The sequence below is a fragment of the Streptomyces panaciradicis genome, from assembly GCF_023516615.1.
Classification (GTDB): domain Bacteria; phylum Actinomycetota; class Actinomycetes; order Streptomycetales; family Streptomycetaceae; genus Streptomyces; species Streptomyces panaciradicis.
The window spans coordinates 1-14,001 of sequence record NZ_JAMGBF010000089.1 but is presented as its reverse complement, the minus strand read 5'-3'; the positions used below and the strand labels follow the sequence as shown (position 1 = coordinate 14,001).

Sequence of the window (14,001 nt, the reverse complement as noted above, 5' to 3'; positions counted from 1 at the left end):
TCAGCCCGCGGTGTGCGTGCCCTGGTGTGCCTGAACCACCAGGGCCGTCGCGACCTCCAGGACCGCCTCGCGCTTCTCCGCGTCGGTGCCCGGCAGGTCGTTGAGGGCGAACATCCCGGCGTGCATCGCGAACACCGCGCTGATGCAGCGGACCTGGTCGACGAGGGCCGCGTCCGGGTCGATGAGGATGTCGCGCATGCCCATCATACGGTTGCGGAACATCTCGCCGATGCGCAGTTCCTTCACCGTCGCCTGGTTCTCCTGCATGAAGCGGAAGAGCGGCAGGGCCTGGGACAGGGCCTCGTTGTAGCGGCGGATGATCTCCTGCTTGGTCTCCAGCGTGTGCGGCTGGAGCTTTCCCCACTCGATCAGTTCCTCGATCGGCTCGGAGAGGTCCTCGAAGATGCTGACGAGGATCTCTTCCTTGGTCTTGAAGTGGTAGTAGAGCGCCGCCTTGGTGACGTCCAGGCGCTCGGCGATCTCGCGCAGCGAGGTCTTCTCGTAGCCCTGTTCCGCGAAGAGTTCGAGCGCCACGTCCTGGATGCGCTGGCGAGTGTTTCCGCGGCGCTGCCGCTTGGTGCCGTCCATCGTGCCGCCCATTGTCGCGCTCCTCACGCCCCCTGCGAACTTACTTGCCGCCCGACTAGAAAACTTACTTGACGCCCGGCTAGTTACGGGTCTACTTTCCTCAGTGTAGTCAACTAGCCGGGCGGCAAGTAAGTGCCCGCTCGGTGGGAAGTGCGCAGGACCAAGGGGAGTGGGAACCATGGCGGACACACAGACGGTCGAGAGCGAGCCGGACAAACAGCCGAAGAGCGTGCGGGTCGTCCTGCTCGCCCTCATGATCACCATGATGCTCGCGATGCTGGACAACATGATCGTGGGCACCGCGATGCCGACGATCGTGGGCGAGCTCGGCGGCCTCGAGCACCTGTCGTGGGTGGTGACGGCGTACACGCTGGCCACCGCGGCGGCCACCCCGGTCTGGGGCAAGCTCGGCGACATGTTCGGCCGCAAGACCACGTTCATGACGTCGATCGTGATCTTCCTGATCGGGTCCGCGCTCAGCGGCATGGCCCAGGACATGGGCCAGCTGATCGGTTTCCGGGCCGTCCAGGGCCTCGGCGCCGGCGGCCTGATGGTCGGCGTCATGGCGATCATCGGCGACCTGATCCCGCCCCGGGAGCGGGGCAAGTACCAGGGCATGATGGCCGGCGTCATGGCGATCGCGATGATCGGCGGACCGCTGGTCGGCGGCACCATCACCGACAACTGGGGCTGGCGCTGGGCGTTCTACATCAACCTGCCGCTCGGCGTGGTCTCCCTCGGCCTGATCAGCGCGGTGCTGCACCTGCCGAAGAAGCGGGCCAAGGCCGGCATCGACTACCTCGGCGTGATCCTGCTGACCGTCGGCATCACCTCGATCGTGCTGGTCACCACCTGGGGCGGCTCGCAGTACGCCTGGACCTCCGCGCGGATCATGGAGCTGATCGGCATCGGCGTCGCCGCGCTGATCGGGTTCGTGTTCTGGCAGACCAAGGCCGTCGAGCCCGTCGTGCCGCTGCACATCTTCCGCAGCCGCAACTTCACCCTGATGTCGATCATCGGCTTCATCACGGGCTTCGTGATGTTCGGCGCCACGCTGTACCTGCCGCTGTACCAGCAGTCCGTGCAGGGCGCCTCCGCCACGAACTCCGGTCTGCTGCTGCTGCCGATGCTGGGCGCGATGCTCGTGACCTCGATGGTCGCCGGCCGGGTGACCACGAACACCGGCAAGTACAAGCTGTTCCCGGTGGTCGGCAGCGGCCTGATGATCGTCGGGCTGTACCTGCTGTCCACCATGGACACCGGCACCACGCGGTTCACCTCCGGCGTGTTCATGGCGGTCGTCGGCCTGGGCATGGGCTGCCTGATGCAGATCACCATGCTGGTCGCGCAGAACAGCGTCGAGATGAAGGACATGGGCGTCGCGTCCTCCTCGACCACCCTGTTCCGTACGCTCGGCTCCTCCTTCGGCGTCGCGATCATGGGCGCGCTGTTCAACAACCGTGTCCAGCACGTGATGGCGGAGCGGGCCGGCGCGCTGGGCTCGAAGATCACCGAGAAGTCGGCGGCGCTGGACGCCAAGAGCCTGGCCAAGCTGCCGGCGGTGGCGCGCGAGGCGTACCAGCACGCGGTGTCCGCGGGCGTCCACACGGCGTTCCTGCTCGGCTCGGTGGTCGCCGTGGGCGCCCTGATCGCCGCGGTGTTCGTCAAGGAGGTCGCGCTGCGCGGCACCGGACCGAAGACCGAGGGGTCGCCGGAGGACGCGGCGGTGCAGCCGCCGGTCGTCGAGGCCGTCTGATCCCTCAGTGAACCGAAGGCCCCCGGCAGGTGTCCGCCCCGGGGGCCTTCGTCATGTCCACGGCCCCAGGCTCGGCCTCGGGCCGTTGTCAGTGCCGCGTGCCACCATCACCGTATGGACAAGATGCGGCAGCTCAGGCTGGCCAAGGACGCCATGGATCGGGACTGGGCCGATTCCGGGCTGGACCTCGACGCCGTCGCCGCGCACGCCGGATACTCCCGCTTCCACTTCCTGCGGGCCTTCAAGGAGACCTACGGCGAGACGCCCCGGCAGTACCTGACGCACCGCCGGATCGAGCGCGCCGAGGAGATGCTGCGCAGCGCGGACCTGAGCGTCACCGAGATCTGCCACCTCGTCGGCTTCAGCAGCCTCGGGACGTTCTCGGCACGCTTCAAGACCCGCACCGGCCTGACCCCGAGCGAGTACCGCACCGAGCACGTCGGCCGGGGGGCCGCGCTCATACCGGGCTGCTACGCGATGCTGTGGGCCGGCGGGTTCCCGCGCAGGGAGAGCAACTCCGAAGAAGCGCCCTGAACCCCGCCCTGCCTACGGTGACGGACAGGAACGACGGCACCGAACAGGGAGAGCACAGCCATGATCCTCGGTCTCGGCATCAGCACCGTGTGGACCTTCGACCAGCAGCGCACCAAGGCGTTCTTCACCGAGAAACTGGACTTCGAGGTCCGCAGCGAGGTCTCCATGGGGGAGATGAAGTGGGTCACGGTCGCGGCGAAGGACCAGCCCGACCTCGAACTCACCCTGATGAGCCTCGACGGGCCCGGACTGGACCCCGAGTCCGCGGCGGCGCTGAAGAAGCTCGTCAGCAAGGGGGTGCTCGGCGCGGGGGCGTTCCGTACCGACGACTGCCGCGGCGACTACGAGACCTTCAAGGCGCGCGGGGTGGAGTTCCTGCAGGCCCCGCAGGAGCGGCCGTACGGCATCGAGGCGATCTTCCGTGACGACAACGGCAACTGGTACTCGCTGACCGAGCGCAGCGAGGAGCTGGACCTCTCCAAGGACTTCGGGTGAGCGCCGAGGAGCCGGGACCCGAGCACACCGCCGTGCGGGTCGCCCTGTGGCGGGCCCTGCACCTGCGGGCCGACGCGCCGCCGCATGTCGTCGAGGACGAGGTCGGGCTGCGGCCCTCGCGTGGGGAGGAACTGGTGGTTGCGACCGTGTGAGGGACAGGGCGGCGTCTACGGCAGCACTGGATGGCTGCCGGTGTGGTCGGCGCGGCAGCGGCTACGGCAGGACCGGGTAGCTGCCCGTGTTGGTCGGGGCGTGTTCCGGGAGCCAGAGGACTGCCACAGCGCCCTCCGCCGGGACGTGGTCCGGGGCGCCGGCCGGGCGGACGTTGCGGAAGGTCAGGCGGGCGCCCAGGACCCGGGCCTGGCCGGCCGCGATCGTCAGGCCGAGACCGTGCCCGTGGCCCGACCGGTCGCTGCTGCCGGTGCGGAAGCGGCTCGGGCCGTCGGCCAGCAGGTCGGCGGGGAAGCCGGGACCGTGGTCGCGGACGCGGATCACCCGGCCCTCGACGGTGACCTGGATCGGCGGCTTGCCGTGCCGGGCGGCGTTGGCGAGCAGGTTGAACAGGACGCGCTCCAGGCGGCGCGGGTCGGTCGTGACCATCGACTCGTGCACCACCCGCACCTCGATGCCAGGGTCCTTCGTCGCCACCCGCCGGGTGACGAACTCCCCCAGCAGGAGGTCCTGGAGCTCGGCCCGCTCGGAGGCGCCGTCCAGGCGGGCCACCTCCAGGACGTCCTCGACGAGGGTCCGCATGGCCTTGGCGCGGTCCAGGACCAGCTCCGTGGGCCGGCCGGGCGGCAGCAGCTCGGCCGCCGTCAGCAGACCCGTCACCGGGGTGCGCAGTTCGTGCGCGATGTCGGCCGTGACCCGCCGCTCCGCCTCCAGGCGCTGCTGCAGGGCGTCCGCCATGGCGTCCACGGCGCTGGCCAGGTCGTCGGTCTCGTCCCGCACCACGCCGCCGATCGCGGCCCGCACCCGCACGTCCGTCTCGCCCTTGGCGACCCGGTTCGCCGCGGCCGCCGCCTTGCGCAGCCGGCGCGAGAACTGGCCGCCGATGAGCACGCCGAGCGCGCTGCCGCCGAGGACGACCGCGATGGACCCGATGACCAGCGCCTGGTCGAGGTCCTTGAGGATGTCCGTGCTGCGGTCGGTGAACCCCGTGTGCAGCGACAGCACATGGCCGTCCTTGACGGGGACGGCGGCCCAGATGTCCGGCACGCCGTTGTGCCGCTCGGTGACGTACGTCGCCCGGCGGCCCTCGTCGACCTTCTCCCGCAGCGCCCCCGGCAGCTCCGGGTCGTCCCGCTGGAGGTTGGGGAAGTTCAGCCGGCCGGACAGTTCGTAGTTGCGCTGGGCGATCTGCAGCCGCTCGTCGGCGAGGTCGCGCGCGTTGTCCAGCATCGACACCCGCGCCGCGTTGTGCACGACCAGGCTCAGCGTGATCGCGATCAGCGCGCCGACCAGCGCGATGGCCGCGCTGAGCTTCCAGCGCAGGCCGGTACGGATACCGCCCGCCTCGTGTGTCCCCTGGCCCCGGAAGGTCCCCCGCATGTCCGTGCCGTCCCCGCTCAGGCCTTCAACTTGTAGCCGAAGCCGCGGACCGTCTCGATCCGGTCCTGGCCGATCTTCGTACGCAGCCGCTGCACATGGACGTCGACCACGCGTGTGTCCCCGCCCCAGCCGTAGTCCCACACGCGTTCCAGCAGCTTGTCGCGCGAGAGGACCGTGCCCGGCGCCGAGGAGAACTCCAGCAGCAGCCGCATCTCGGTCGGGGTGAGCGCCACCGGCTGCCCGGCCCGGCGCACCTCCATGCCCTCGGTGTCGATCTCCAGTTCGCCGAAGGTCAGCACCCCGCCGGACACCCCGTCGGCGCCCTCGTCCGACTTCTCGCCGCCGCCGGCGTGGCCGAAGCGCCGCAGCACCGCCCGAATGCGGGCGACCAGCACGGCGCCGTCGAACGGCTTGGTCACGTAGTCGTCGGCCCCCGCCTCCAGGCCGAGGACCACGTCGATGGAGTCGGCGCGCGCCGAGAGCATGATCACCGGCACGGTCGACTCGTCGCGGATACGGCGGCACAGACTGACCCCGTCGAGGCCGGGCACCATGACGTCCAGCAGCGCGATGTCCGGGCGGTTCGCGCGGAACGCCTCCAGCCCCGACAGTCCGTCGGGCATCGCGGTGACCGCGAAGCCGTCCCGCTCCAGGGCGAGCTGGGTGGCCTCGCGGATGACATCGTCGTCCTCGACGAACAGGACGTGGGTCTGGTCTGCCATCCCGGTGCTCTCAGTTCTTGTCTCGGTCGTGGTGAGTGTGCGGCCTGCTGCAGATGAATCGTTCCGCGGGGGCCGATCGGTTCACTCGGCCCCGCGACAGGGCCGACCCTACGACGAGGGTGACGCGCCGCCTCCGACCGCGTTGCTGTAGTCGTTGCGCGTGTGGAACCGCTCGGTGAAGCGGCCCGCGGCCCAGCTGTACGTCGTCACGACCTCGCCGGACGGGCTCGACACCGGGTCACCCTTCTCGTACACCTGCTTGGTCACCACCAGGTCGCCCCGGTCGATCTCCGCGTAGACCGGGGGTTCCTCGGCCTGGAACACATTCTCGTACCGGCCGCCCTGCTCGCGATACACGTACGAGCCCACACCCACCGCGTCCCCGCAGGTCAGCACGTTGACGACGACGTCGTCCACGGTGCCTCCGGTGAGGTCGCCGTACGACACGTCGACCGGGTACTCGTCGGCCACGCACGGCTTCAGCTCGCGCTTGACCTCCGCCGAGACCGTGGGGTCGTCCTTGACGAGCTTGACCGCGTCCACCCGCTTGGCGGCCTTCGACGCGGAGGGGGTGGACGAGGGCGTCGCCGCGGCGGCGCCCGCGACCGAATCGGCGTGCGCCGGGCCCTCGTCACGGGCGCCGGTGCCGCCGGTGGCGCAGGCGGAGGCCAAAAGGCCGACGGCGGCGAGCACGGCCACCGCCGTGCACGCCGCCCGCAGGTTCCCCCGGCCCGGTTCGGGCCCGGCGGGGGTCAGACCGCGCAACGCTCCCGCTCCTCATGCTCCAGCGCGCGTGCGTCCAGGTCGCGGCTCTCCAGCTCCTCGCGGAGCCGGGCGAGCGCCCGGTGCAGCGTGCTCTTGACCGTGCCGGCCGACATGCCGAGGGCGGCGGCCGTCTCCTCCGTGGACATCTGCTCCCAGTGTCGCAGCACCACGACGCTGCGCTGCTTCGGTGCCAGAACTTTCATGATGTCCATCAGGAGCGCGCGGTCGGCGTGCTGCTCGGTGGCGTCGTCGACGCTCGCGTCCGGAAGCTGCTCGGTCGGGACCTCCTCCAGCTTGCGCGCCCGCCACCACTCGGTACGGGTGTTGATCATCACGCGGCGCAGATAGGCGTCCGCGAGGCGCTTGTCCGCGATGCCGTCCCAGCGGCCGTACGTCCGCACCAGCGCCGTCTGGAGGAGGTCCTGGGCGTCCGTCGGGTCCGGGACCAGCCGGCGCGCGCTGCGCAGCAGCGCGTCCTGCCGGGTGCGGACATACTCCTCGAACTCGAGCACCTCGCCCTGCGCCATGTCGAACCGCCTCCTGATCCCCGTTTCCGTCGGCCCCTCGCCGTCGGTTTCTTCCGTGGCAATGAAGCTACGGAGGCCTTGTCACGGCGCTGTGCGCGGCAGCCCTCGGCTGGCAATCGGCTGTACGTCGGTTGTGTAACGGACGTAGGAACGGGGTAAAGCAGCACACCATTTGGTGGCAGTATGGGGTGATTTGGTGCTGCGGAGGCTGTGATGTTTCGGCGGCCTACGTCAACGGCAGCCGATACAAACCACCGGGAAGGGGCTCCACGAGCCCGTCCGCGACGAGTCCGTCGAGCGCGCGCGCCCGCTGCACGGGCTCGTGCCACACCCGGTCCAGCGCCGACTGCGGCACGGGCGCGTGGGCTTCCCGGAGTACGGCGAGAAGCTTGCCGCGGACCTGGCGGTCGGTGCCGGCGTAGGTCTGGCCGCGGCGCGGCGGGCCGTCGTGCTCGGGCTTGCCCGCCAGGCGCCAGGCGCACTGCGCGGCGATCGGGCAGCGGTGGCAGGACTCGTTCTTGGCGGTGCAGACCAGCGCGCCGAGTTCCATGGAGGCCGCCGCCCAGCGGGAGGCGGTGTGCTCGTCCTCGGGCAACAGGGCGCGGGCGAGCCTGCGTTCGGCGGCCGTGGTGGCGTTCGGCGGGTACTGCACGCCGGTGACGGCCCGGGCCAGGACGCGGCGGACGTTGGTGTCGAGGACCGGGTGGCGCTGGCCGTACGCGAAGGAGGCGACCGCCGCCGCCGTGTACTCGCCGATGCCGGGCAGGGCGAGGAGCTGGGCGTGGTCGGTGGGTACGTCGCCGCCGTGGCGTTCCGCTATGGCGACCGCGGCGCCGTGCAGCCGCAGGGCGCGGCGCGGGTAGCCGAGGCGGCCCCAGGCGCGGACGGCCTCGCCCGGCGCCTCCTCGGCGAGGTCGGCGGGGCGGGGCCAGCGGGACAGCCACTGTTCGTAGACCGGCAGCACGCGGTTGACCGGGGTCTGCTGGAGCATGAACTCGCTGACCATCACCCCCCAGGGACCCGCCTCGGGGCGGCGCCAGGGGAGGTCGCGGGCGTTCTCGGTGAACCAGTCGATGACCGGGGAGTGGAGCGCCGCGGGGGAGGGGGCGGTCCCGGGGGTCTCGGCGGCGGGGGTCTCGGCGGTGGCCGCGGGGATGTTCGTGAGCGCAGTCATGGCCTTCCGATCCTGCCATGGCCTGTGGCGGTTTGGCCGGTGTGGCGCCGGGGGCGTGTGGTGGGTCGGGTCGTGGCGGTGCGGTGGGCCCGCCGCCGGCGGGGCGCCTGCCCGGGGAGGAGTGGAGCGTGTGCCGGGGGCGCGCGGGACGGGCCGCGCCCTGTCGTCACGACCCGCTCCCGTGCGTGCGCGGGTGCGCCTGATCGTCTTCTCCGGGATGATGATCCGGAAAAGTTGCGCTGCGGGCGGCGGGTACGGCAAGCGAACGCCCCGATCTCTCGTACAGTTTGCGCCGTGGGATCTCTGCGCAATCCTGTCGGGCCGCTTCCCTCCACCATCTACTGGCGCCGGAGGGTCGTACTGCTGTCCGTACTGGCCCTGTTGGCGTTGCTGATCACGTGGATCGTGACCTCGGGCGGCGGGGGCGGCAAGAAGGACGACGGGGCGAACGGCAGGACTCCCGCGCCCACCATCTCCGCGGGGCCGTCGAGTTCGGGGCCCGCGATCAGTCAAGCCCCGGGCGGACGCGACGAGTCCAGCGGCGGGGGCTCCGGGTCGGACGCCGGAGGCACGGGCTCCGCGGGGAGTTCGGGCTCCGGTGGTGACGGAAGCGGCTCCGGCTCCGGGGCGGGTGGCTCCTCGGGCGCGGGCGGTGCGAGCGGCGGGGGCGCGGGCAGCGGGGTCGGGCAGGGCGACACCGTGCCGGCCGGGTCCACGCTGCCCAACTGCACCGCCGGCGCGGTGAAGTTGAGTGTGCGGAGTCTGCACAACTCCTACAGCCCCGGTGACACCGTCACGCTGCTGGTGACCGCGAAGAACTCCTCCGCCGGCGACTGCAAGGTCGATCTCGGGCCGAAGAGCGCGGTGTTGACGATCTCCAAGTCGACCGACAGCGCCGACGACTACTGGTCCTCGGCGGACTGCCCGAAGACCGCGGGCAGCCTGCTGTTCCGGGCGCCCGCCAAGTCCGGCATCACCTACACCGTGAAGTGGGACCGTAAGCCGAGCGCCCCGCAGTGCGCGACGCCCCCGGCGGGCTCGGCCGGGGCCGGGACCTACCTGGTGGAGCTGGCCGCGCCGGGGTACGGCAAGACGCAGACGTCCTTCGTGCTGGAGAACGACTAGAGAACGACCGGAGAAGGCTCCGGTCAGACGTAGCGTTCCAGGATCGAGCTCTCGGCCAGGCGGGACAGGCCCTCGCGGACGCTGCGGGCGCGGGCCTCGCCCACGCCGTCCACCGTCTGGAGGTCGTCCACGCTCGCGGCGAGCAGCTTCTGCAGGCCGCCGAAGTGCTCCACCAGGCGGTCGATGATCGCGCCGGGAAGGCGGGGGACCTTGGCCAGCAGGCGGAAGCCGCGCGGCGAGACCGCCGAGTCCAGGGCCTCCGGGGAGCCCGTGTAGCCCAACGCCTTGGCGACCGTGGTCAGTTCGAGGAGTTCGGCGTGGGTGAGCGCGTCGAGTTCGTAGAGGGCCTCGTCGACGGTGCGGGAGCGCTTGGCGGTCGGCTCGGGGACGTAGTCGCGGACCACCAGTTCCCGCTCGGGCTCGACGCCGGCGATCAACTCGTCCAGCTGGAGGGCGAGGAGACGGCCGTCGGTGCCCAGCTCCACCACGTACTCGGCGATTTCGGTGGCGATGCGGCGGACCATCTCCAGACGCTGGGCCACCGCGGAGACGTCCCGGACGGTGACGAGGTCCTCGATCTCCAGGGCCGAGAGGGTGCCCGCCACCTCGTCCAGCCGGAGCTTGTAGCGCTCCAGGGTCGCCAGGGCCTGGTTGGCACGGGAGAGGATCGCCGCCGAGTCCTCCAGCACACGGCGCTGGCCGTCCACGTAGAGGGCGATCAGGCGCATCGACTGGGATACGGAGACCACCGGGAATCCGACCTGCTTGGAGACGCGGTCGGCGGTGCGGTGGCGGGTGCCCGTCTCCTCCGTGGGGATCATCGCGTCCGGCACGAACTGGACGCCCGCCCTGAGGATCTTCGACAGGTCGGAGGAGAGCACGATGCCGCCGTCCAGCTTGCACAGCTCGCGCAGGCGCGTGGCCGTGAACTCGACGTCCAGCACGAATCCGCCCGTGCACATGGCTTCGACGGTCTTGTCGAAGCCGAGCACGATGAGTCCGCCGGTGTTGCCGCGGAGCACGCGCTCCAGCCCGTCGCGCATCGCCGTGCCGGGTGCCACGGCGCTCAGTGAGGCGCGCATCAGGCCATCGGCACCGGAACTCCCGCCGGACTTTCCGGGAGCTGCCGCCCGGTCGTTGGCTGCCACTGCACTCCTCCGGTCGCAGGTTCTGGGGCGCCCCCGTGTCGCACATTCGGTCGTACGGACGGGCGAGACCTGGGCAAAGTCTACCGGCGGTCCTCCTCCTCCCGTGGGGCCTCTCGTCGACGCGAGCGCGGAAGGACCCGCAGAGCGTCTCCTATGTCGGCGACTTCCAGGACCTTCATACCGGGAGGGATCTTGCCGGGATCGCCCGGGACGAGGGCGTGCGTGAAGCCCAGACGGTGTGCCTCGGAGAGCCGGCGCTGGACGCCCGTGACCCGTCTGACCTCGCCCGCGAGGCCCACCTCGCCGATCGCGACCAGGTTTTTCGGCAGCGGGGTGTCGCTGGCGGCGGAGGCCAGGGCGAGGGCGATGGCGAGGTCGGCGGCGGGCTCGGAGAGCTTCACGCCGCCGACCGTCGCGGAGTAGATGTCCCGCTTGCCGAGCGCGCTGATACGGCCGCGCTGCTCCAGGACCGCCAGCATCATCGAGACGCGGGAGGTCTCCAGACCGGAGGTGGTGCGGCGGGGCGAGGGGATCTGCGAGTCGACCGTGAGCGCCTGGACTTCGGCCACCAGGGGGCGGCGGCCCTCCAGGGTCACCGTCAGACAGGTGCCGGGAACCGGTTCGTCACGTCGTGTCAGGAAAAGTCCGCTTGGGTCGGCCAGGCCCGTGATGCCCTCGTCGTGCAGTTCGAAGCAGCCGACCTCGTCGGTGGCGCCGTAGCGGTTCTTGACGCCGCGGACCAGACGGAGGCGCGCGTGGCGGTCGCCCTCGAAGGAGAGGACGACGTCCACGAGGTGTTCCAGGAGGCGGGGGCCGGCGATCGCGCCGTCCTTGGTGACGTGGCCCACGAGGAGCGTGGACATGCCGCGCTCCTTGGAGGCGCGGATGAGGGCGCCCGCGACCTCGCGGACCTGCGCCATGCCGCCGGGGGCGCCGTCGATCTCCGGGGAGGCGACCGTCTGCACCGAGTCGAGGATGAGCAGGGACGGCTTGACCGCGTCCAAGTGGCCGAGGACGGCGGCGAGATCGGTCTCGGCGGCGAGGTAGAGGTGGTCGTCGATCGCCTTGATGCGGTCGGCGCGCAGGCGCACCTGGCTCGCCGACTCCTCGCCCGTGACGTACAGGGTGCGGTGTTCGTCACTGGCCGACTTGGCCGCCACGTCGAGCAGGAGCGTCGACTTGCCCACACCGGGCTCGCCCGCGAGAAGGACTACCGCGCCGGGCACCAGGCCGCCGCCGAGGACGCGGTCCAGCTCGGGCACGCCGGTCGAGCGAGCCGTGGCCTGGCGGCCGTCGACCTGGCCGATGGGCACGGCGGAGGTGGTGACACGGCCGGGGGCCGTCGTACGGACCGCGGGCGCGCCGTACTCCTCGATCGTCCCCCAGGCCTGGCACTCGGGGCAGCGACCGAGCCACTTGGCCGTCTGCCAGCCGCACTCGGTGCAGCGGTAGGAGGGACGGTCCTTGGTGGTCTTGGTACGGGCAGCCATGCCGAGAACCGTAGCTGGCGGCACTGACAACGCGTGGGGGCGCGTCCCCGGGCGGCCGGCCCGTACCGCGGGGGCGCCCCACGTAAATCGGCCACTCCGGCCCGAACCGGCCGTGGAAGGAAAGGTTCCTCTACCCGATTGAGGGATCGTTTCACCCGTACGGAGTAAATGTGCTCAAGTGGGCGGAAGGGCCTGCTCTCCGGCGCCTACCTTCCACGGATGATGAGCAGCAGTCCGGAGACCTCGACCCGCACCACCGGCGCACACCGGGCGCGCCGAGAGGCGCGTGACCGCGCCGCCGCGCGTACGTTGGCGCAGCGACCGCCCGCGCGCTACGAGCACTACCTGGACGGGCTGTTCACCTACTGCCTGTCCGTGCTGTGCGACCACGACAGCGCCACCGAGGCCCTCGGCGACGTCCTCGCGCTCGCCGAACGGCGCCGTGGCCCGGAGGCGGCCGGCGACCGCCGGGCCTGGCTGTACGCCCTGGCCCGCTGGGCGTGTCTGCGCAAGCTCGCCGAGGCCAAGCAGAAACGTCAGGGCACGCACGCCGCGGGCAGACACGGCGGCGAGAAGGCGCCCCCGGGCCCGCCCGTCTCCGAGGAGGTCCAGGAGCGGCGCCGGGGCCAACTCGCCCAGCTCGCCTGGCCGGAGGCGGCCGGCACCACCCCGGAGCAGCGCGAGGCCCTCGAACTCGCCGTGCGCCACCACCTCGCCGCCCACGAGGTCGCCGCCGTCCTCGGCCTCGACCTCGCCACCGCCCGTGAACTGCTCGCCTCCGCCGCCTGCGAGGTCGAGCGCACGCGCGCGGCCCTCGCGGTCGTGGAGACCGGCGGCTGCCCGGCCGTGGCCCGGCTCGCCGGCGACCACCAGCTGGTGCTCAGCTCGGCGGTGCGCAAGGAACTCGTCCGGCACGTCGACGACTGCCCCGTCTGCCGGCGCGCCGCCGAACGCGCGATCCCGGGCCGGTGGCCCGGCGCGATGGTCACCCCGGCCGAGCTGCCGGTGCTGGAGGCGCCCCGCGCGGCCCTGCACGTCGCGCTGGCGCATCACGCACGCACGCGTGGCGCCACGCTGCCCCGGTTCGACCGGCGCGGCTTCCCCCTGGACCCCAAGGACCGGGCCGCCCGCCGGGACCGGCTGCGCGCGCGTGCCGTGACGACGACGGTCGTGGCCACCGTCGTGGCGGCGCCGGTGCTGGCGCTGTGGGCCGCCTACCGGGCCGCGCCGACCGGGGAGGGCGCGGACGGCCGGTCCGCCAGCGCCAGTGAGGCGCACGGCGCCGACACCCTCGACGGCGAGGCGGGCGGCGGCTACGAGAACGCCGGGAACGCCAGCACCAAGCCCGGCGGCCGCTTCGGCAAGGGCGCCGGGACGGACGTCTCCGTCGAGGTCATCGGCGTCGCCGGGGCCGGCGCGAAGGGCGCGGGCGGGCTTCAGGTGGCGGCCGGCAACAGCGGCGACACCACGCTCGTCACCCTCACCGCGACCGGCTCCGCGCCGGTGAGCTGGTCCGCGACCACCGGCGCCTCCTGGCTCTACCTCAGCAAGGCGTCGGGAACCCTCGCACCGGGCGAGACGGTCACGATCAAGGTGTACGTCGACCATCTGCGGGAGCCCTCCGGCCACTGGAGCGCGCGCGTGGCGATCGCGCCGGCCGGCGCCGTCGTCACCATCGACGGCTACGGCACCGCGCCCAGCCCCTCGGACCCGTCCGGCCCCGGTTCCACCGCGCCCGCGGACCCGCCGCCCTCGTCCGACCCGGACCCGACGAGCTCGGCGCCCTCGACCCCGAGCGACCCGCCGTCGTCCCCCGCCCCCACACCCACCGACTCCGCCCCCTCCGACCCGAGCGGCTCGACACCACCCCCGGGCGACAGCGGCACCCCGACCCCGTCCACCTCGTAGCCCCCGGTGCCCGCCCGACGAACGGTCCCACCGCCACCGCGCGTCGGCCACCAGGCGGATCACCCCGCTGTCGTCGCCCGCCGCGCCACCCGGCAGGACATGCTGGTGCCGCGGTCGCGCGCTGCGGCTGTCCGGCGCATCATCCCGCCGTCGCCCCCGCCGGCCGCCGGGCGGATCATCCCGTGTCGTCGCGCTCGCCGCGGCCGTCCGGCAGGGCG

General features: G+C 72.0%; 14 protein-coding genes. 6 read left to right on the top strand and 8 right to left on the bottom strand.

What is annotated here, in order from left to right; genetic code table 11:
- The gene (locus M8J74_RS27205) at positions 1-600 is read right to left on the bottom strand and encodes a TetR/AcrR family transcriptional regulator (protein WP_249838969.1); all 600 of its coding nucleotides are present in this window, start codon (positions 598-600) and stop codon (positions 1-3) included.
- 166 nt (positions 601-766) lie between these two features.
- Here M8J74_RS27205 and M8J74_RS27200 point away from each other — a divergent pair, with 166 nt between their 5' ends.
- The 4 genes from M8J74_RS27200 (at position 767) to M8J74_RS27185 (ending at position 3,525) form a co-directional block, all read left to right on the top strand.
- On the top strand, positions 767-2,344 hold the full coding sequence (locus tag M8J74_RS27200; protein WP_249838968.1) for an MDR family MFS transporter: 1,578 nt from the start codon (positions 767-769) through the stop codon (positions 2,342-2,344).
- A 114-nt stretch (positions 2,345-2,458) separates the two neighbouring features.
- On the top strand, positions 2,459-2,878 hold the full coding sequence (locus M8J74_RS27195; protein WP_372500279.1) for a helix-turn-helix transcriptional regulator: 420 nt from the start codon (positions 2,459-2,461) through the stop codon (positions 2,876-2,878).
- Positions 2,879-2,938: 60 nt separating this feature from the next.
- The gene (locus M8J74_RS27190) at positions 2,939-3,373 is read left to right on the top strand and encodes a VOC family protein (protein ID WP_249838967.1); all 435 of its coding nucleotides are present in this window, start codon (positions 2,939-2,941) and stop codon (positions 3,371-3,373) included.
- Positions 3,370-3,525 carry a hypothetical protein gene (locus M8J74_RS27185; RefSeq protein WP_283948652.1) on the top strand — a complete coding sequence of 52 codons (156 nt, stop codon included), beginning with the start codon at positions 3,370-3,372 and terminating at the stop codon, positions 3,523-3,525. The genes M8J74_RS27190 and M8J74_RS27185 overlap by 4 nt, the downstream gene beginning before the upstream one ends.
- 61 nt (positions 3,526-3,586) lie before the next feature.
- Here M8J74_RS27185 and cseC read toward each other — a convergent pair whose 3' ends face one another.
- The 5 genes from cseC to M8J74_RS27160 all read right to left on the bottom strand — a co-directional run bounded on the left by cseC (position 3,587) and on the right by M8J74_RS27160 (position 8,112).
- Positions 3,587-4,924 (bottom strand): two-component system sensor histidine kinase CseC, encoded by a 1,338-nt coding sequence (cseC, locus tag M8J74_RS27180; RefSeq protein ID WP_249838966.1) that lies wholly within the window; start codon positions 4,922-4,924, stop codon positions 3,587-3,589.
- A 17-nt stretch (positions 4,925-4,941) separates the two neighbouring features.
- Positions 4,942-5,646 carry a two-component system response regulator CseB gene (gene cseB, locus M8J74_RS27175; RefSeq protein ID WP_058923988.1) on the bottom strand — a complete coding sequence of 235 codons (705 nt, stop codon included), beginning with the start codon at positions 5,644-5,646 and terminating at the stop codon, positions 4,942-4,944.
- Positions 5,647-5,754: 108 nt separating this feature from the next.
- A complete protein-coding gene (locus tag M8J74_RS27170) occupies positions 5,755-6,411 on the bottom strand; it encodes a hypothetical protein (protein WP_249838965.1) in 657 nt (218 codons plus the stop codon).
- The gene (locus M8J74_RS27165; RefSeq protein ID WP_058923986.1) at positions 6,399-6,938 is read right to left on the bottom strand and encodes a SigE family RNA polymerase sigma factor; all 540 of its coding nucleotides are present in this window, start codon (positions 6,936-6,938) and stop codon (positions 6,399-6,401) included. The genes M8J74_RS27170 and M8J74_RS27165 overlap by 13 nt, the downstream gene beginning before the upstream one ends.
- A gap of 226 nt (positions 6,939-7,164) precedes the next feature.
- Positions 7,165-8,112: an HhH-GPD family protein gene (locus tag M8J74_RS27160; protein ID WP_249838964.1), complete on the bottom strand. Its 948-nt coding sequence runs from the start codon at positions 8,110-8,112 to the stop codon at positions 7,165-7,167.
- Between the two features lie 294 nt (positions 8,113-8,406).
- Between M8J74_RS27160 and M8J74_RS27155 the strand changes: the two genes are divergently transcribed.
- Entirely contained in the window at positions 8,407-9,237 is an 831-nt protein-coding gene (locus M8J74_RS27155) for a hypothetical protein (RefSeq protein ID WP_079078026.1), read from the top strand.
- 23 nt (positions 9,238-9,260) lie between these two features.
- On the opposite strand, the gene disA is transcribed toward M8J74_RS27155, so the two are convergent.
- Positions 9,261-10,385, bottom strand: a complete 1,125-nt coding sequence (gene disA / locus M8J74_RS27150; RefSeq protein WP_058923984.1) for a DNA integrity scanning diadenylate cyclase DisA — start codon at positions 10,383-10,385, stop codon at positions 9,261-9,263.
- Between the two features lie 80 nt (positions 10,386-10,465).
- Positions 10,466-11,875 (bottom strand): DNA repair protein RadA, encoded by a 1,410-nt coding sequence (gene radA, locus M8J74_RS27145; protein WP_058923983.1) that lies wholly within the window; start codon positions 11,873-11,875, stop codon positions 10,466-10,468.
- Positions 11,876-12,094: 219 nt separating this feature from the next.
- Between radA and M8J74_RS27140 the strand changes: the two genes are divergently transcribed.
- Complete coding sequence (locus M8J74_RS27140) at positions 12,095-13,783, top strand: BACON domain-containing protein (protein ID WP_249838963.1); 1,689 nt, start codon at positions 12,095-12,097, stop codon at positions 13,781-13,783.
- Positions 13,784-14,001: the final 218 nt, after the last annotated feature.

What these genes read in the sequence shown, in the direction of transcription:
- cseB (WP_058923988.1), bottom strand. Translation starts at nt 5,646, where the DNA reads ATGGCAGACCAGACCCACGTCCTGTTCGTCGAGGACGACGATGTCATC.
- M8J74_RS27190 (WP_249838967.1), top strand. Translation starts at nt 2,939, where the DNA reads ATGATCCTCGGTCTCGGCATCAGCACCGTGTGGACCTTCGACCAGCAG.
- M8J74_RS27140 (WP_249838963.1), top strand. Translation starts at nt 12,095, where the DNA reads ATGATGAGCAGCAGTCCGGAGACCTCGACCCGCACCACCGGCGCACAC.
- radA (WP_058923983.1), bottom strand. Translation starts at nt 11,875, where the DNA reads ATGGCTGCCCGTACCAAGACCACCAAGGACCGTCCCTCCTACCGCTGC.
- M8J74_RS27200 (WP_249838968.1), top strand. Translation starts at nt 767, where the DNA reads ATGGCGGACACACAGACGGTCGAGAGCGAGCCGGACAAACAGCCGAAG.
- M8J74_RS27160 (WP_249838964.1), bottom strand. Translation starts at nt 8,112, where the DNA reads ATGACTGCGCTCACGAACATCCCCGCGGCCACCGCCGAGACCCCCGCC.
- M8J74_RS27165 (WP_058923986.1), bottom strand. Translation starts at nt 6,938, where the DNA reads ATGGCGCAGGGCGAGGTGCTCGAGTTCGAGGAGTATGTCCGCACCCGG.
- cseC (WP_249838966.1), bottom strand. Translation starts at nt 4,924, where the DNA reads ATGCGGGGGACCTTCCGGGGCCAGGGGACACACGAGGCGGGCGGTATC.
- M8J74_RS27205 (WP_249838969.1), bottom strand. Translation starts at nt 600, where the DNA reads ATGGGCGGCACGATGGACGGCACCAAGCGGCAGCGCCGCGGAAACACT.
- M8J74_RS27195 (WP_372500279.1), top strand. Translation starts at nt 2,459, where the DNA reads ATGGACAAGATGCGGCAGCTCAGGCTGGCCAAGGACGCCATGGATCGG.